At 59.5% G+C, this 17,244-nt stretch carries 14 protein-coding genes; 8 read left to right on the plus strand and 6 right to left on the minus strand.

Going from position 1 to position 17,244, the window contains the following annotated elements:
* Position 1: 1 nt before the first annotated feature.
* Positions 2-3,478: an efflux RND transporter permease subunit gene (locus tag AEAC466_RS38515; protein WP_023459260.1), complete on the plus strand. Its 3,477-nt coding sequence runs from the start codon at positions 2-4 to the stop codon at positions 3,476-3,478.
* Between the two features lie 174 nt (positions 3,479-3,652).
* Here the strand turns inward: AEAC466_RS38515 and AEAC466_RS38520 are convergent, their stop codons facing one another.
* From AEAC466_RS38520 to AEAC466_RS38530, 3 genes are read right to left on the minus strand one after another with little or no spacing between them, the layout of a single operon-like run.
* On the minus strand, positions 3,653-4,921 hold the full coding sequence (locus tag AEAC466_RS38520) for an HlyC/CorC family transporter (RefSeq protein WP_023459261.1): 1,269 nt from the start codon (positions 4,919-4,921) through the stop codon (positions 3,653-3,655).
* Positions 4,922-4,930: 9 nt separating this feature from the next.
* Entirely contained in the window at positions 4,931-6,064 is a 1,134-nt protein-coding gene (aroB, locus tag AEAC466_RS38525) for a 3-dehydroquinate synthase (RefSeq protein ID WP_023459262.1), read from the minus strand.
* A complete protein-coding gene (locus tag AEAC466_RS38530; RefSeq protein WP_031239191.1) occupies positions 6,061-6,636 on the minus strand; it encodes a shikimate kinase in 576 nt (191 codons plus the stop codon). The genes aroB and AEAC466_RS38530 overlap by 4 nt, the downstream gene beginning before the upstream one ends.
* 91 nt (positions 6,637-6,727) lie before the next feature.
* On the opposite strand from AEAC466_RS38530, the gene AEAC466_RS38535 reads away from it, so the two are divergent.
* From AEAC466_RS38535 to AEAC466_RS38545, 3 genes are all read left to right on the plus strand, one after another.
* A complete protein-coding gene (locus AEAC466_RS38535) occupies positions 6,728-7,651 on the plus strand; it encodes a site-specific tyrosine recombinase XerD (RefSeq protein WP_031239193.1) in 924 nt (307 codons plus the stop codon).
* Positions 7,652-7,753: 102 nt separating this feature from the next.
* Positions 7,754-8,713, plus strand: a complete 960-nt coding sequence (locus tag AEAC466_RS38540) for an acetyl-CoA carboxylase carboxyltransferase subunit alpha (protein WP_155913759.1) — start codon at positions 7,754-7,756, stop codon at positions 8,711-8,713.
* A gap of 160 nt (positions 8,714-8,873) precedes the next feature.
* The gene (locus AEAC466_RS38545) at positions 8,874-9,548 is read left to right on the plus strand and encodes a hypothetical protein (RefSeq protein WP_023459266.1); all 675 of its coding nucleotides are present in this window, start codon (positions 8,874-8,876) and stop codon (positions 9,546-9,548) included.
* Between the two features lie 29 nt (positions 9,549-9,577).
* On the opposite strand, the gene AEAC466_RS38550 is transcribed toward AEAC466_RS38545, so the two are convergent.
* Positions 9,578-10,453 (minus strand): mechanosensitive ion channel family protein, encoded by an 876-nt coding sequence (locus tag AEAC466_RS38550; protein ID WP_023459267.1) that lies wholly within the window; start codon positions 10,451-10,453, stop codon positions 9,578-9,580.
* Positions 10,454-10,555: 102 nt separating this feature from the next.
* Here AEAC466_RS38550 and AEAC466_RS38555 point away from each other — a divergent pair, with 102 nt between their 5' ends.
* The gene (locus AEAC466_RS38555; protein ID WP_023459268.1) at positions 10,556-11,419 is read left to right on the plus strand and encodes an FUSC family protein; all 864 of its coding nucleotides are present in this window, start codon (positions 10,556-10,558) and stop codon (positions 11,417-11,419) included.
* Between the two features lie 9 nt (positions 11,420-11,428).
* Here the strand turns inward: AEAC466_RS38555 and tadA are convergent, their stop codons facing one another.
* Positions 11,429-11,890, minus strand: coding sequence for a tRNA adenosine(34) deaminase TadA (tadA, locus tag AEAC466_RS38560; RefSeq protein ID WP_023459269.1), 462 nt, complete (start codon positions 11,888-11,890; stop codon positions 11,429-11,431).
* A 56-nt stretch (positions 11,891-11,946) separates the two neighbouring features.
* Here tadA and AEAC466_RS38565 point away from each other — a divergent pair, with 56 nt between their 5' ends.
* The 3 genes from AEAC466_RS38565 to AEAC466_RS44910 all read left to right on the plus strand — a co-directional run bounded on the left by AEAC466_RS38565 (position 11,947) and on the right by AEAC466_RS44910 (position 15,150).
* Positions 11,947-14,208 (plus strand): pseudouridine synthase, encoded by a 2,262-nt coding sequence (locus tag AEAC466_RS38565; protein ID WP_023459270.1) that lies wholly within the window; start codon positions 11,947-11,949, stop codon positions 14,206-14,208.
* An 11-nt stretch (positions 14,209-14,219) separates the two neighbouring features.
* Positions 14,220-14,795 carry a 16S rRNA (guanine(966)-N(2))-methyltransferase RsmD gene (rsmD, locus tag AEAC466_RS38570; protein ID WP_023459271.1) on the plus strand — a complete coding sequence of 192 codons (576 nt, stop codon included), beginning with the start codon at positions 14,220-14,222 and terminating at the stop codon, positions 14,793-14,795.
* Positions 14,796-15,000: 205 nt separating this feature from the next.
* Positions 15,001-15,150, plus strand: coding sequence for a hypothetical protein (locus AEAC466_RS44910; RefSeq protein ID WP_023459272.1), 150 nt, complete (start codon positions 15,001-15,003; stop codon positions 15,148-15,150).
* A 133-nt stretch (positions 15,151-15,283) separates the two neighbouring features.
* Here AEAC466_RS44910 and mutL read toward each other — a convergent pair whose 3' ends face one another.
* On the minus strand, positions 15,284-17,209 hold the full coding sequence (gene mutL, locus AEAC466_RS38575; protein ID WP_023459273.1) for a DNA mismatch repair endonuclease MutL: 1,926 nt from the start codon (positions 17,207-17,209) through the stop codon (positions 15,284-15,286).
* Between the last annotated feature and the right edge of the window lie 35 nt (positions 17,210-17,244).

Raw genomic sequence — 17,244 nt, forward strand, 5'->3', positions numbered from 1 at the left:
GATGTCCAGCCCTGCACCCCAAGGTGGGGGCGGCTTCCAGATTTCGTCCTGGTCGATCCGCAACCCCATCCCGACTCTCGTCTTTTTCGTTGTCATGACGTTCGCCGGCATTCTGGGCTTTAGCCAGATGCGCATCAACAACTGGCCGGACATCGACTTCCCGCTCGTGGTTGTCACGGTTGTCAGGTCGGGCGCGGCCCCGACCGAATTGCAGAATCAGGTCACCCGTATTGTCGAGGACTCTGTCTCCGGCCTCGGCGGCGTCCGACATATCCAGTCCTATGTCAATGAAGGGGTCTCAACTACGGTCATCACCTTCCAGTTGGATACGGACCTGGAAAAGGCGACGAACGATGTTCGAAATGCCGTGGCCGGCGTCAGGTCCAATCTGCCTTCCGATGTGCTCGACCCCATAGTGTCGCGCGTCGAGAACGCGCAAGGGCAGCCGCTGCTCAGCTATACTATACGCGCCGCGAACATGTCGCCGGAAGACCTGAGTTGGTATGTCGATAACGATGTCGCCAAGCGCGTTCTCGGCGTTAAGGGGGTATCCAAGTTGACCCGCGACGGCGGTGTCGATCGTGAAATCCGCATCGAGCTGGACCCCGCCAAACTGGCAGCCCAGGGCGTAACAGCCGGTGACATCAGCCAGCAATTACGCAATTTCAACGTCAACATGCCGGGCGGCCGCTTTAATGCGGGGTCTTCGGAACAGACCATCCGTACCGTGGGCGGCGCCAATAGCGTACAGCAATTGTCCGATACCCGCATCACTCTGTCCAATGGCGGCAGTGTCCGCCTAGGCGATATTGCGACCGTCATCGATACCTGGTCGGAGCCGCGCACTCGCGCCCGCTATAATGGTAATGAAGTCGTCGGTTTCAATATACAGCGGACCCGTGGCACCTCCGAAGTTCATGTCGCCGCCGGTGTGCGTGCGGCCATAGCCGCCTTGAAGACCTCGAACCCGAACGTACAGATCGAGGAAGTCTCATCGAGCGTCAAGGAGGTGCAGCGCAGTTTTGACAGCTCCATGGAAGCCCTCCTGATCGGCGCGCTTCTGGCGGTCTTCGTCGTGTGGCTGTTCCTGCGCGACTGGCGGGCGACCTTCGTTTCGGCCGTCGCCATGCCTATGTCGCTGCTGCCAACCTTCTTCATAATGCATGCGATGAACCAGTCGTTCAACGTCGTCACGCTTCTGGCGTTGTCGCTGACCGTTGGCATCCTGGTCGATGACGCCATCGTCGAAATCGAAAATATTGTCCGCCACATGCGCGAAGGCAAAAAGCCGTACCAGGCCGCCATCGAAGCCGCGGATGAAATCGGACTGGCTGTTGTGGCGACCACGGCAACCCTGATTGCGGTGTTCGCCCCCACCGGCTTCATGCCGGGCATTGTCGGCCAGTTCTTCAAGAGCTTTGCCATCGCGTCCTGCGTTTCGGTCTTCTTCTCGCTAGTCGTGGCACGAACCCTGACGCCGCTGATGGGCGCCTATCTGCTGCGTGCCAATCCTAAGCATGACAATGACAAGCCGTTCTGGATGGATGGGTATCAGGCCATGCTGCGCTGGTGCCTCGAAGGCCACGTCAAATGGCGTTGGTATATCTTTTTCCATGGCGTGATCATTGCGACCATCTTCTTACTCGCCGGCTTGCCGAAGGGGAATATGGTCGTTGCCGGCATCGGCGTCGCTGTGTTCCTGGTCGCCGTGCTCCTGACGATCGTCATACACCGACCCTTCATGAAGGCGCGGTGGGCGGCGCTGGAAATTGGGTTGATCATTTCGCTTGGTCTTATCGCTATGGCATCGGGCACCTTCATGCCGCACCCGGCACCCGGCGCGACCGGGCCGCACCCGGCAATGATCCAGCCGACCGTTCCCGGCATGATCGCTGGGGGTGTCATCGCTCTGATCGGCGTTGGCTTACTGATCGGCACCATCGCTCTGGTGCGAAAGCTCAAGACCTCTCTCCTTGGCGCGCGTTGGGCGGTCATTCTCGGCGGCATCGCCTTCTTCGCCGGATCGATTGCGCTGCTTAGCACTATTCCGCAGGACAACATTCCGGCGGATGATTCCTCGATGTCGGTGATGACGCTCAAGCTGACTCCCGGTACGCCGCTTCAGGAAACCGACACCGTCGTCAAGAAGATCGTCGCCGACCTGAATACACACAAGGAGGTGCGCAGCACCTACGCCGTGATGAATATGGAAAGCGCCACAATCACGGTCAATCTGGTGCCGAAATCGGAACGCAAGCTGTCGCAAACCCAGTTTGAGCAGCAGTTCTCCAAGACCCTCGCCAAATATCCTGGCATCCATTCCAGCTTCGGCCAGGATGGTGGCGGCGGCACGGGCGTGGCCTACATTCTGGCCTCGGACAACGAAGCCCTTTTGGCCGCAACCTCGCGGCAATTGTTGCGGGAAATGGCCGCCCTGCCGGAACTGACCAATGTCCATTCACAGGACAATCTGACCCAACCCGAAGTCATCATCACGCCCAAGCCTGACCAAGCGGCGCTGATGGGGGTATCCACCGCCACCATCTCTTCGGTGGCGCGTGTCGCCACCGTGGGGGACATCGATCAGATCCTGGCCAAATATAATGATGGCGACCGCCAGATCCCGATCCGTGTCCTGTTGAAAGCGGATGCCCGTTACGACATAGGCAACCTCAATACGCTGATGGTGCCGACCAAATACGGCACTTCCGTCCCGCTGACCGCAGTCGCCGACATCACCTTTGGTGCGGGCCCGATCCAGATCAACCGTCTCGACCGGACGCGGTCGGCGACTGTCAACGGCGATCTGAATGGCGTGCCCAACGGGACAGCGGATGCGGCGGTCATGAAGACGCCGACCATGACCAAGATCAAGAATGGTGAGATTCCAGGTATTCGTATTGTTCCCAACCCGAATACGGAAGATTTCCTGGAAATGGTGCCGAATTTCATCGCCGCCATCCTGACCGGCATCGCCTTGATGTATGTCGTCCTGGTCTTGCTGTTTGGATCCTTCTCCCATCCGGTGACCATCCTTCTGGCCTTGCCGCTTTGTTTCGGAGGGGCCTTCGTGGCCCTGATCCTATGTCGTATGAGTCTGTCCATGCCGTCCTATATCGGCCTGATCATGTTGACCGGCATTGCTGCCAAGAACTCGATCCTGCTGGTCGAATACGCCATGGTGGCCATGAAGGAAGGTATGTCGCGAACGGAGGCCCTGTTCGAGGCCGCACGTAAGCGGGCGCGTCCGATCGTCATGACGACCGTCGCGATGGGCGCCGGCATGATCCCGGTGGCCATCGGTAACGATGCCTTCCGTCAGCCCATGGCCGTCGCGGTAATTGGCGGCCTCATTACATCGACCCTGTTGTCGCTGTTGTTCGTGCCGGTCAGCTATACAATTGTCGATCAGATATCGAACTTCTTCGGCAGGATGATCTCGCCCTTCTTCCACGCTCAGGGCAAGGATGAGGCTTAAGGTTTAGAGCCTCATGCCGAAAGTGGACCCCACTTTTCGGAAAAATATGACGCGTTACAAAGAATTAGAGCCATGAGGCGGCTTAACTGAGCCGACCAACGCTCTAGCCTCCATCCATAAAGAAAAGCCCGCCAGGCAATCTGGCGGGCTTTTCTTTGCCGGGCCTAGCAGGGATCAGAGGGGAAAAATTTTGATCGCCGTAATCTGATTTCGCTGCTTGCGCATGATCTGGAATTTACGGTCATAGAAGATAAAGGTCTGGCCGGGCTCCGGGATTGTCCGGGCTTCATGAATGACCAAGCCGGCAATAGTCACAGCGTCTTCGTCCGGTAGCTCCCAGTCCATGGCGCGGTTGAGGTCGCGAATCGGCAGATCGCCATCGACATGGATCGATCCGTCGCTTTGCCGACGGATGGCCGTCATGACGGCGTCGTGCTCATCGTCAATCTCGCCGACGATTTCTTCCAGTATGTCTTCGAGCGTGACCAGACCCTGCAAGGCGCCGTATTCATCGACCACCAGGGCAAAGTGCGCCTTCTTCTTGCGGAACGCCGCAAGCTGGTCCTTGAGATTGGTCGTGTCCGGGATGAACCAGGGCTCACGGGCGATGGCCATGACGTCGACGCTGCTGATATCGCCCTTGGCGCGGATAACCGCGGCCATGAGGTCGCGCGCGTGCAAAATGCCGATAATGTTTTCCGTATTTTCCTTATACAGCGGCACGCGCGTATGGCTGAAACTCAAGGCCGTATCGATAATCTGGGTGGTCGGTAGCGTAGCATCGATCATATCGATTGATTTACGATGCACCATGATCTGGCTGACATCCAGATCGGCCAGATCGAGTACACCGCGGAACATGTCGCGGTCTTCGCTTTGCACGGCGCCTTCATCGTGGTGGTATTCGACGGCGCCACGGATTTCTTCATGTGCCGCCAGAACGTCGACTTCCATTGACATGCGGACGCCAAAGAGCCGCAGGACCGCGCGTACAAACCATTGGACGGCATTGATGATTGGGCCGCAAATGAAAACTGTCCAACTCACAGGGCGCGACAGAAAGCGCGCCACATCGTCCGGACGCATAATGGCGAGGGTCTTAGGCAGAACTTCGGCGAAGATCAGCACCATGACGGTCATGAAGGCGGTGGAAATAGCCGCGCCCCACGGGCCGGGGATGGCGCGGTCTATGGAAATGGTGGCGATCGCCGAAGCGCCGATGTTGAGCACATTCTGCAGCAACAGAATGGAGCCGATCATCTTCTCCTGATTGGTCAGCAGCTTGTTGACGCGCTTGGCGGCCTTGTCGCCGTCGCGTTCCAACTGGTGCATGCGGCCCCTTGATGCCGCGGTCATGGACGTTTCCCCTGCGCTGAACAGCGCCGACACCCCCAGAATAACCAGGAGAACCGGTATCAGGGCAAGGAGGGAGGCGAGGAGCATGGTAAGCCTTTAAAATGCGGCCTGTGAAGAAACGGCGCCATCGAGGATAAGGAATTCGGCGATACTGTCCGCGGGCACCTTCTTGGCGACGAAGGCGCGCCCAATGCCGCTGACCAATACGAAGGTGAGGGCGCCGCCCTCCGCCTTCTTGTCGTGACCCATATGGGTGATCAGCCGGTCAGCGTCGAACGGCGTGTTGCGGATATCGGCCATGCGCGTCGGCAGGCCAGCGTGGCCGATCGCCGCGACGGCGCGTCCTTCGTCTTCTTCCGTGCATTCGCCGTTGAGGGCGCTGTAACGGAAAGCCTGGCACATGCCGATGGCAACCGCTTCGCCATGCAGGAGCACGTCGCCAAAACCGACCTCCGCTTCCAGGGCGTGACCGAAGGTGTGGCCGAGATTGAGCAGGGCGCGCTGGCCGCCTTCGCGTTCGTCGGCGGCGACGATTTCGGCCTTCATTTCGACGCTACGCGCCACGGCATGCAGGATGGCATCGGGTTCCAGCGCCAACACGCGTGTATCGTTGGCCTCAAGCCAGTCGAAGAAATCACGATCCCCGAGCAAGCCATACTTGATGATTTCGGCGTAGCCGCAGCGGATTTCGCGCTCAGGCAGGGTTTTCAGCACGTCGAGGTCACACAGGACAAGACGGGGCTGCCAGAAGGCGCCGATGAGGTTCTTGCCCTTTTCGTGGTCGATGGCCGTCTTACCGCCGACCGACGAATCGACCTGGGCCAGAACGCTGGTCGGTATCTGGATGAAATCGATGCCGCGCATATAGACGGCGCAGGCGAAGCCGGTCAGGTCGCCGATGACGCCGCCGCCCAGGGCGATGACGACATCCTTGCGGTCAAGCCCGCAATCGAGCAAGGCGTCGATGACGAATTTCAGTCCGTCGAACGATTTGCTGGCCTCGCCGGCGGGCACGACGATCTTATGCGTCTTGTGACCCGCAGCCTCGAACTGCGCCAGAATGCCATCGGCATGCAACGGCCCGACGTGGCTGTCGGTTACCATCACAACCCGTTTGTTGGTCAGGAACGGACCCACCCATTTTTCGGCTTCGGTCAGGAGACCCTGGCCGACAATGACATCATACGGCTTGAAACCGTCACCGCTGACGGGAATGCGTTTAACGGTCATTGGCCACCTTCGACGTGGCGGCGCAGGGCTTCGATCACCTGATCGAGCGCCTTGAGGTGGGATTGGTCGCCAGTATCCACAGTGATGTCGGCCATTTCATAGAGGGGGTAACGAGTTTTCACGTGTTCTTTCAGTACGTCTATCGGGTTGCGGTCCCTGAGCAGCGGGCGGTGGGGACGGTTGGCGACACGACGCGCCAACACTTTGATATCTGTCTTGAGCCATAAGGTAATGGCCTTGGCCTTCAGGTTTTCGCGCGTCAATGGGTGAGTCAGCGCCCCGCCGCCGGTGGCCAGTATCTGAACCGGCGCGTCGAGCAGGCGGGAAATGACCCTTTGCTCTCCGTCGCGGAAGCCTTTTTCACCATAGCTGGCGAAAATGTCGGCTATACTCTGTCCGGCGGCCTTTTCAATTTCTTCGTCTGCGTCGACGAACGGCAACCCGAACTGATCGGCCAAACGACGGCCGATAGTGGTCTTACCCACGCCCATCAGGCCGACAAGCGCTACGGTTTTCGGCAATAGGAAAGAGGGGCGAGATTGGGTCTGAGAGGGCTCGGCTTGCGCAGTCATGCGTTTGCTTTACACGATGTTAGGGCGTTATTGCCAGAATTATTCCGGCGTCGGAGCTTCCGCCGCGTGAGTACAAAACACGGTCGCGAAAATGAACAGCCGATTTGACCCCGTAAAGTCGTTCCTCCAGATGATGGCGGTTGAACGCAACGCTGCTCGTCCGACACTGGAGGCCTATGGCCGCGACTTGGCCGACCTGGCGGAGGCGTTGGAGGTAACGCCGAGTGGCCTCCTGCAATTGACCGAAGGGGATCTGGCGCGCTATTTCGGCCTCCTGAACGAACGTGGCCTGTCCGCAGCGTCTATGCAACGCAAACGCTCCGCCATACGGCAGTTCTTTCGCTTCTGCATGTCGGAAAACCTGATAACCGCCGACCCGTCGCGCAAGATTGCAGCGGCGAAGAAGGGGCTGAGCCTGCCCAAAATTCTCTCCTCCGCCGAAGTTGAGGCGCTGATCGCTGCCTGCGCCGAAAAAAATCCTGATCAGGCGATCCGCCTGGAATGCTTGATTGAAATGGCTTACGCCTCCGGCATGCGGATATCCGAACTGGTAGGCTTACGTCTCGATGCCGTACAGCGCGACCCGGCGTTCCTGATCATCAAGGGCAAGGGCGGTGTCGAACGGCTGGTGCCGCTTAACCCATCGGCACGCCTGGCGATCAAGGCCTATCTCGATATTCGCGGCGCCTTCCTGCAATCCAGGGATCAGGCCAACCCCTTTCTGTTCGCCTCACGCGGCGCCGAAGGGCACCTAACGCGCCGGCGGGTCGGACAGCTACTCGACGAGGCGGCGGTGAATGCCGGCATAGATCCTGCCCGGGTGTCGCCGCACGTCCTGCGTCATGCCTTTGCGACTCACCTCCTGGAAGGCGGCGCGGACCTGCGAACGGTGCAGACCTTGCTGGGACACGCCGATATTTCAACGACCCAGATATATACGCATGTCGCCTCCGAACGTCTGCGTGAAGTGGTCGAAAGCCATCATCCGCTGGCCAAGGCGCGGCCCGGTGACTAAAAACTCCTTTGACGGACGCGAACTTGCTGTTAAAGGCCATCTCCCTTATTCGATATTGGTTTTTAACAGGCTCCGCGCACACATGGGGCATTCAAGAGCGACCTGATGCGACATTATCTCGAATTTGAACGTCCCATTGCGGACCTTGAAGCGAAGATTGAAGAACTGTCGGCTTTGTCGCAAAGCGGCGGAGCCAATCTCGACGTCGAACTGCGCGCGCTGCGCGACCGCACCGAAGTGCTGCGCCGTGAAACCTATTCACGCCTGGAGCCGTGGCAGAAGACCTTGGTGGCCCGTCATCCGGAACGTCCGCATCTGGTCGACTATATCAATGGTCTGATCGAGGACTTTGTCGAGCTGCGAGGCGACCGCAAGTTTGGCGACGATCAGGCGATCGTCGGTGGTCTCGGCCGGTTCCGCGGTCGGGCCGTCGTGGTCATGGGCCACGAAAAAGGTCACGACACCACCACACGGCTCAAGCACAATTTCGGCATGGCCCGCCCGGAAGGCTACCGCAAGGCGGTTCGCCTTATGGACCTGGCGGAACAACACGGCCTTCCCGTACTGACTTTGGTCGATACGGCCGGCGCATATCCCGGCATCGGTGCCGAGGAACGCGGCCAGGCCGAAGCCATTGCCCGCTCGACCGAAAAAGGCCTGACCCTGCGCGTGCCGATGATTGCTACGGTGACAGGCGAGGGGGGGTCTGGCGGCGCCATTGCGCTGGCGGCCGCCAACCGCGTGCTGATTCTCGAACATTCGATCTATAGCGTGATCTCGCCCGAGGGCGCGGCCTCGATCCTGTGGCATGATGGTTCCCGCGCCAAGGATGCCGCGGAGCAAATGAAGATCACCGCGCCTGATCTGCTCAAGATGGGCATTGTCGACCGTATCGTCGAAGAACCGGCCGGCGGCGCGCATTCCAACCCGGAAAAGATGATAGAGACGCTTGGCGACGTGCTGGAAAGCGAGCTTCAGGCGATGAGCTTCCTGACTGAGGACCAATTGGTCTCGCAGCGGGCGCAACGCTTCTACGATATTGGGCGCAAGGGGCTGACCTGAGGCGCTTACGGCCGAAAACCACAAATTTAACAGGGCGCAAGGGTATGTCCGGTAACGGGCTGTTTATGTCCTTCTGATAATTGGTAGCTTTGAAACAACTTGTGAGGGAACGGCGGCTCTCCCTATTGGTGACAGGTTGCCATCTTTCGGAGTCTCCCCAATGCGTTCCTATCTGCTTGCCGCCGCCGCGGCCGCTCTCCTTCCCGTTGCCGCACTCTTTCCCGTTGCAGCTCAGGCGCAGATTGCCCCGGACTTTGCCGGCGTCCGCGTGAGCACGCTGGGCGTTGGCGCGGAATTCGGCCTTAAGCTCAATGACCACTTTACGGTCCGCGCCATCGGCAATGGGGCAAATTTTGGCTATCACGACACGACCGACGACGGCATCCGCTATGATGGCGACCTGAAGCTGGCGTCTTACGGCGCTCAGGTCGACTATCGCTTTGCCGCCAATGGTCCACTCTACGTGACCGCTGGCGCATATAAGAACGACAACAAGGTCCAGGCGACCGGGCGATACACCGGTAATGTGATTGTCGGAGGCATCCCCCTGACGCCGGCTCAGGTTGGTGTCCTGACTGCGCGGGCCAAATTCGACGATACCGTCCCCTATCTTGGCCTGGGCGCGCGTTGGCCGGTTGGTCATCTCGAATTCAACCTCGAAGCCGGCGCCTATTTCCAGGGCCGTCCGCGCGTGACCCTGACATCGGACAGCATCTACGCCAATGATCCAAATGTGCAGACAGCCATCGAAAACGAGCGCGCCAGTCTGGAAAACGATATCAAGGACTTCAAGACCTACCCGGCCCTGACACTGGGTTTGCGCTATAAATTCTAGTCCCTTGGCGGCTTCGCCGATTTGGCGATCTAATGTTTCTCAAGGGTGACCTGATGCGGATAGGGGATTTCAATTCCCGCCGCGTCAAAGGCGGCTTTGATATCGATCATCAGGCGAGTTCTGGCGGCATTGGCGTTGGCGGGCATAACCCATATGGCCACCTTGGCGGTGATTCCGCTGGCGGCGAATGCAGCAAGGCCGACGACAGGATCGTGCGTGCTTAACCGGTCAAGTTGGGCGCGCGCCACCTTGGCGAGAATATCCAGCACGTCCTGCAGATCGCTGTCATAGGCGACATCAATGGGAATCTCGATTTTCATCGCCGCGTTGGTAGTGATGTTGTAGATCTCGTTGGTAAAGACCTTGGTGTTTGGAATGAACACCCGCACATTGTCCCCGTTATTGATTTCCGTCGAGAACAGGCCGAGACGATGGACTGTGCCCTTGACGTCACCGACATAAACGATATCGCCGATGCGGTAGGGTTTGTTAAACAGGATCATCAACCCCGCCGCGACGTTACCGAGCGTGCCCTGCAAGGCCAGGCCGATCGCGAGAGAGGCTGCGCCGAGGACGGTCAATAACGACGCGGTCTGCACGCCCAGACGGTTCAAAACCGCCACCAGCCCGACCGCGAGTATAAGCCAGCGCACGACCTGCGAGAAAAATTCCAGCAGCGTGCGGTCACTCTCCTTGTGCACCAGACGCCGTGATGTACGCTTTACCGCGTCTGAGGCCATGCCGGAGACGATCCAGGTGACAACGAAGATCAGTGCGGCCCAGCCAATATTGGCCATCATTTCCGGACGCGCGCTAAGATGTGCCCAGACGATATTGGCCTCACGCGTCACTTCATCGATGATCGGCTGAACAGGGCCTAGGGTGAAGCGGGTCGCACCGGACATATGGGCCTCCTTGGCAAATAAGATTCGACCGGTTATCCGTATGGGATGACGAAGGCACTGACAACTCTTTCATGGCCTCAAGGGGCATACGCGGCGCGGCTCGTGCTGGCTGCCGTCCTGGCGATGTTCGTCTCGCATTTTCTCCCCGGACATCATGAATTCAGTGCAGTCATAAGCGCTTTGATCGTTGTGCGCCCGTATAGCCAAGGCGCCTTCAAGGCCGGACTGATGCGTCTGCTGGCAACTCTGATGGGTATCGCCCTGTCGTTCTGCGCCGTAGCCTTGCATAAGGTTGGCTTGAATGCCTATGCCCAGCTGTTGATCGGGCTGGTCCCGCTCGCCATTCTGACGGCGTATAAATCGGAGTTCCGCTCGGCCCTGATTGCCGCTGTGCTGATGTTGGGCGCGTCTTCCAGCGCGACGGCCGGCCTGACGGGTTTGGAAGACGCTGCCGTCGGCCGGGCCGTTGTCGTCGGCATCGGTGCGTGCATTGGTGTGGCGATTTCCGTGCTGGTCTTGCCGAGGCCGCATAGACAGGCCGTCGCCGACAAGGCTCTGGAGATCATGATCCAGATGATCGGCGGCCTGACTGCCGATCCGTCCAAAAAAACCGAAACAGCGGATACGCGATTACGCCGGGCTCTGCTTGACTTGGGTCAGATGCACCGGGACAACGGCAACGCAAACGCCGAAGACGACCCGTCAGGCCAAATCGTCCGCCTGGTTCGTCATGCCCAGGCAGTCTGCCTTTTGTTGCGCGTCGAATGGCGGCGCGAAGCGGGCGAGGGACGCGAGGCATTCTGCACGGCGATGATAGACTTGTTGAACGCCTTGCGTACGGGGCGGGTCGATGAGAATAAAGCGGCTGACCTATGGAAACGTCTGCCAGACGTCACGGGCGTACAGAACTGGATGGTCCGGGCACTGGCCAGCGACGTGGTGCGGTTGGCCAAACTGGTCTGTTAGAGATACGCTCTACGCCTTTCGCCGGGCGCGGAAAAAGGTCTTTAGCATGTCGGCGCTTTCTTGGGCCAAAACGCCCGATGTCACCTCAGGTTTCCAGTGACAGGTCGGCTGAGCGAAGAATTTTGGCCCGCTGACAACAGCGCCCCCCTTGGGGTCGTCGGCACCGTAGATGACGCGTCCAATGCGGGCGTGACTGATGGCCCCGGCGCACATGGCGCACGGTTCGAGCGTGACGTAGAGCCACAGATCGGTCAGTCGATAATTGCCCAACTGTTCGCCGGCGGCCCGAATGGCCAGTATCTCGGCGTGCGCACTGGCGTCATGTAACGAAATGGGCGAATTTCTTGCGCTTGTTACAACAGTTTTACTTGACGGATCGAAGATTAGAGCGCCTATCGGCACCTCACCGGACAAGGCAGCATTTCGCGCCTGTTCCAACGCCTGTGCCATCAAGATCAGATCATCTTCCATGAGGTCTTAAAGACGCGGTGGTACGGAGGCGTCAAGCAAATTTAGAAAGATATGACGTGACCCAAGACAGTAACGCTGGAGAGCGTAACGAACCCGAATCCAATGATGAGCCCCGCGAACTGAGCGCCGAAGACATTCAGCGCGCTCGTGAATTGCAGGACATCGCCGACGGTCACCGTTATGTTCCGCAAGAAATGCGCGATGCGCGCGAGGCACAATCCGAACGCCCCAAGCGCGCCAAGAAAGATGACAAAAAGGACGATAAGAAAGCCGCCGCCAATAGCGGTGAGCGTATCGCCAAGGTCCTGGCCCGTGCCGGTCTGGCCTCGCGTCGGGAAATCGAACGGCTGATCGGCCTGGGCAAGATCGCCGTCAATGGTCGCATCCTTGAAACGCCGGCCGTCCTGGTCAAGGCGACCGACGTCATTACGGTCGATGGCCAGGTGATCGGCAAGGCCGAGCCCACTCGCCTGTGGCGCTATCACAAACCCGTCGGCCTGGTGACGACCGAACGCGATCCGTCCGGCCGCCCTACCGTTTTCGACAAGCTGCCATCGGATCTGCCCCGCGTGCTGAAGGTTGGCCGCCTCGATCTGAATTCCGAAGGCCTTTTGCTACTGACCAATGATGGCGAACTGGCGCGTGCGCTTGAACTGCCGTCCGCCGGCTGGGTGCGCCGCTATCGCGCCCGCGCGCTCGGTAACACCACGCAGGCGCGTCTCGATGCCCTGAAGGACGGTACAACCGTTGACGGTGTCATTTATGGCCCAATGGAAGCGACGCTCGATAAGATGGCGGAAAAGGCCGATGGCCGCGCCAATTGTTGGGTCACGGTGTCGATCACCGAAGGCAAGAACCGTGAAGTGCGTAAGGTGTTGGAATCGATTGGCCTTAAGGTCAATCGCCTGATCCGCCTGGCCTACGGCCCGTTCCAGCTTGGCAATCTCGAAGCCGGTGAAGTGGAAGAGATCGGTCCGCGGGTCATTCGTGAACTGCTCTCCGATTTTGTGTCCCTGAAGAACTTGCCGCCCGAGGGTGCGTCCCAGACCCGCTCGGCGTCTGCGCCGCGTTATGACAATACCGGGACGGGTACACCGGCCGGCCGTCGCGGCGGCGGTGACCGCTTCGGCGACAAGCCCAAATTTGGTGACAGCAAGTTTGGCGACAAGAAATTTGGCGACAAGCCGAAATTCGGTAACAAGACGTTCGAGGACAGGCCCAAGCCATTCAAGCCGCGCACGGAATTTGAAAACCGCGAATTCAAACCGCGCGATTTTGACGAACGTCCGCGTTTCGAAGGCGATGGCGAAGCCCGTGATCGTCGTCCGGAGCGCGAATTCACGCCGCGCCGCGACTTTGGCGACAAGAAGCCATACGGCGACAAGAAAGCGTTTGGTGAAAAGAAACCCTGGACGCCGCGTGCGGAAGGCAGTGAGCGCCCGCGTTTCGATGATCGTCCGCGCCGCGATTTTGGCGACCGTCCGCAAGGGGATCGGCCTCAAGGAGATCGGCCTCAAGGAGATCGCCCGGCCTATAAGAAACCTTATGCCGCGCGTGAAGACGGTGAACGCAAGTCCTATGGCGATCGCCCGCGTCAGGACCGCTCGCAAGGCGAACGTCCGTTCAACAAGCCCTATGCCAAAAAGCCCTATGGTGACCGCGATGGCGTACCCGCCGGCGAGGCTGGGGCCTATGAACGCGCCAAGCGCGAGTTCGGCGGTCAGAGGAGCGAAGGCCGCAGCGACGAGAAGAAGGCCTACGGCGACAAGACCTGGACGCCGCGCCCAGACCGTGGCGACCGGCCGCAAGGTGATCGTCCCGCTTTCAAGAAGCCCTATGCTGCCCGCGAGGATGGCGAGCGCAAGTCCTACGGTGACAGGCCGCGCCGCGACTTTGGAGATCGCCCTCAGGGTGACCGCCCGGCCTTCAAGAAGCCCTATGCTGCCCGTGAGGATGGCGAGCGCAAATCTTACGGTGACAGGCCGCGCCGCGATTTTAGCGATCGCCCACAAGGCGACCGTCCGGCTTTCAAGAAGCCTTATGCTGCCCGCGAGGATGGCGAGCGCAAGTCCTATGGCGACAAGCCACGGCGTGATTTCGGCGACCGCCCGCAGGGTGATCGTCCGGCCGCCGGAAAAGAGTGGAAGCCGCGTGAAGAGGGCGGTGAGCGCAAGTCATACGGCGACAAGCCGCGCACCTATGGCGATCGTCCCCGTCCTGCCGGTGGCGGTTTCAAAGGCAAGCCGTCCGGTGGCTATTCGTCTGGTGGTCATACATCGGGTGGCAAGCCGCCGTTCAAGCCGCGTCGCGACAGCTAAGGGCCTGAGCGTTGCGTATTGTCGGGGGAAACTTCAAGGGGCGTGCGCTTGTAACGCCGGACGGGCAAAACACCCGTCCGACGTCCGATCGCGCCCGCGAAGCTATTTTCAACATTCTGGCGCATGCCGATTGGGCGCCCACTCTTGAAGGCGCGCGCGTCATGGACGTGTTTGCCGGCTCCGGGGCGCTGGGCTTTGAGGCCATGTCGCGCGGCGCCGCCTTTTGTCTGTTCGTCGAAACGGACGACGCAGCGCGCGGTGCCATCCGCGACAATGTCGAGACATTCGGTCTTTTTGGCACAACGCGTGTCCACAGACGGGACGCAACCCAACTCGGGACACGTCCCGGCTCTCAGGCCGAGGCCTTTGACTTGGTTTTTCTTGATCCGCCCTATCGCAAAGGCTTGGGAGAGAAGGCCCTGACGGCCTTGGCGGGCGGTAATTGGTTGTCTGAAAATGCCATAATTGTCTTCGAACGGGCCGCTGATGAGGACGATTTTGTCACAGAGCTGTGGCAGAAAATCAACGTCAAAACCTATGGCGCGGCGCAGGTCTTGTTTCTGAAACAAAAAATTTTTAATTCGTAAGTCACAGATTTCATTAAATAAAAAAGTCATAAAAATGGCATGAGTGGCATATTTAACGCATTGTTAAATAATAGCTATTGACGGCTCCCGTAACTTATCCCCAATATGTCCTTAATAGGGCGTAAACCATAGGCAAGGCCGAAAACAAGGCACAAAAATTGCTGGACGTCCTGGGTCTGCTGTTACTTAAATTAGGGGTCAAGTGATGGATATTCAAACCGTAGAAGCCGTGAAAACGCGCGCATCGAAGCGTCGTCCCGATGCCTTGAAGCTGCTGCTCGTTGCCGGCCTGAGCGTTCAGGTATGGGGTGTAGTGATGGGCCTTGGGCTTATCATTCTGAACCTGACGCACTAAAGCCTTTTCGAAGTCTGCAACCCGGCGGTTGCGGGCTTTTTTATTGGGTAGAATACCACAAGGGCGAGGGGCCACGTCGGGGCGCGGTTGATGACTGCGCCCCGACTATTTTGTTACTATTAATGCATCGCCTCTAACGGCGGCCAAACAGCTTTTCAATGTCTTTGAGCTTGAGCTCGACATAGGTCGGTCGGCCGTGATTGCACTGACCGGAATGGGGCGTGGCCTCCATCTGTCGCAACAGGGCATTCATTTCGTCGGCAGTCAGGCGACGGCCCGAACGTACACTGTGCCGGCACGCATGGTCCCCACAGATTTCCGCCATACGTTCTTTCAGGGCCAGCAACTCCCCATGTTCGGTCAGGTCGTCTACCAGGTCGCGGACCAGGCCACCGATATCGCAGTCGCCGAGCAAGGTCGGTATGTCTCGGACGAGGACACTGGTCGGGCCAAAGGCCTCCAGCCCCAGGCCCATGGCCTGAAGATCGGCTTGCCGGGCTATGAGACGGCTAACTTCTTCGCGTTCCAGATCGACGATTTCGGGGATCAGCAGGCTCTGGCTCTGAACCTGTCCGTCGGCCATGGCCTGCTTCATCTGCTCGTAGACGAGGCGTTCGTGGGCGGCGTGCTGATCGACGATGACCAGGCCGTCGGCCGTCTGGGCGATCACATAGGTTTCATGTATCTGCGCCCGCGCCGCGCCCAACGGAAAGCTTTCGGTCGTGGGGGAAGATGCCGCATCGGTCGACGGGGCGGAACCGTCCGCGCCCGTCCACGTTGGGGCATAGGCTTCAGTCACACCAGCATATCCCTGGCCACCGTAGTCGAGACCAGAATAGTCTTGATAGGCGGCTGGTGCCTCGACCCGCGCGGTCGGTGCGAAGGTCGAATCGGGCGGGAAGGGCGTAAGAAAGGGGCGGACTGCGGCGATCTGGGACGCGGAGGCCGGATTATAGGGCCGGTTGAACCCTAACAGAGGCTGAACGGCCTGCGGCTGGAAGGCGCTGATGGTCTGATGCGCCACGGTGGTGGCGGCGCGGTGGCCTGCCGACGCCAGGGCATGTTTGAGTGCGCCGATAATCAGGCCGCGGACCAGGTTCGGATCGCGGAATCGCACTTCCGTCTTGGCCGGATGCACATTGACATCCAGGTCTTCCGGATCGATTTCGACAAACAGGGCGGCAAGCGGATGCCGGTCACGCGCCAGGAAATCGGCATAGGCGGCCCGCAACGCGCCAGCCAGAAGCTTGTCGCGGACAGGCCGGTTGTTGACGAACAGGTACTGGTGCATGGCATTGCCGCGCGAAAAGGTCGGCAAACCGGCATAACCCGTCAGGCGCACACCTTCGCGTTGCTGGTCGATCAACAAGGCATTGTCGGAAAAATCGTTACCCAACAAGGCAGCCAGGCGGCGCAGGCGACCGTCGAAGCCGGTCGTTTCGGCATAGAGCTTGAGAATCTTTTTGCCGTCGAGTTCGAGCGAAAAGCCGACATCTTCGTGCGCCATGGCCTGGCGTTTGACCTCTTCGGCGATGGCCATGTTTTCGGCGCGTTCGGATTTCATGAATTTCAGGCGGGCCGGCGTGGCGTAGAACAGATCGGACAGTTCTATCCGCGTGCCATGATCGCCACCGAAGGCCGCAGGCTTGAGCGGCGAAATCGCGCCGCCATCAACCCGGATGTTCAACGCATCGCCATTCCGCGGGCGCGAGGTTATGCTGAGCCGCGCCACCGAGCCCATGGACGGCAGGGCCTCCCCGCGAAACCCGAGCGTTTTGATGTGCAGAAGATCCCAGGTGCCGTCGGATTGCGGCTTCAGCTTGGAGGTGGCATGGCGCTCTATGGCCAGTTGCAGATCGTCGGCGCCCATCCCTGAGCCATTGTCTTCGATCAGGATGCGCGACAGGCCACCCAGGTCCGCACGAATGTCGATCTGCCGCGCACCGGCATCTATGGCATTTTCCACCAGCTCTTTGACCGCCGAAGCGGGGCGCTCGACGACTTCGCCGGCGGCGATGCGATTGATGGTATCTTGCGGTAAGCGCTGAATCTGAGACATGAAAGGCCTTGATTTTGGCCTCCCGCACGCGGGAG

Source organism: Asticcacaulis sp. AC466 (genome assembly GCF_000495815.1).
In the GTDB taxonomy this organism is placed as follows: Bacteria; Pseudomonadota; Alphaproteobacteria; order Caulobacterales; family Caulobacteraceae; genus Asticcacaulis.

Excerpts from the sequence above, each read along its gene's own strand:
- AEAC466_RS38515 (WP_023459260.1), top strand. The coding sequence starts at position 2 with ATGTCCAGCCCTGCACCCCAAGGTGGGGGCGGCTTCCAGATTTCGTCC.
- AEAC466_RS38520 (WP_023459261.1), bottom strand. The coding sequence starts at position 4,921 with ATGCTCCTCGCCTCCCTCCTTGCCCTGATACCGGTTCTCCTGGTTATT.
- aroB (WP_023459262.1), bottom strand. The coding sequence starts at position 6,064 with ATGACCGTTAAACGCATTCCCGTCAGCGGTGACGGTTTCAAGCCGTAT.
- AEAC466_RS38530 (WP_031239191.1), bottom strand. The coding sequence starts at position 6,636 with ATGACTGCGCAAGCCGAGCCCTCTCAGACCCAATCTCGCCCCTCTTTC.
- AEAC466_RS38535 (WP_031239193.1), top strand. The coding sequence starts at position 6,728 with ATGAACAGCCGATTTGACCCCGTAAAGTCGTTCCTCCAGATGATGGCG.
- AEAC466_RS38545 (WP_023459266.1), top strand. The coding sequence starts at position 8,874 with ATGCGTTCCTATCTGCTTGCCGCCGCCGCGGCCGCTCTCCTTCCCGTT.
- AEAC466_RS38550 (WP_023459267.1), bottom strand. The coding sequence starts at position 10,453 with ATGTCCGGTGCGACCCGCTTCACCCTAGGCCCTGTTCAGCCGATCATC.
- tadA (WP_023459269.1), bottom strand. The coding sequence starts at position 11,890 with ATGGAAGATGATCTGATCTTGATGGCACAGGCGTTGGAACAGGCGCGA.
- AEAC466_RS44910 (WP_023459272.1), top strand. The coding sequence starts at position 15,001 with ATGGATATTCAAACCGTAGAAGCCGTGAAAACGCGCGCATCGAAGCGT.
- mutL (WP_023459273.1), bottom strand. The coding sequence starts at position 17,209 with ATGTCTCAGATTCAGCGCTTACCGCAAGATACCATCAATCGCATCGCC.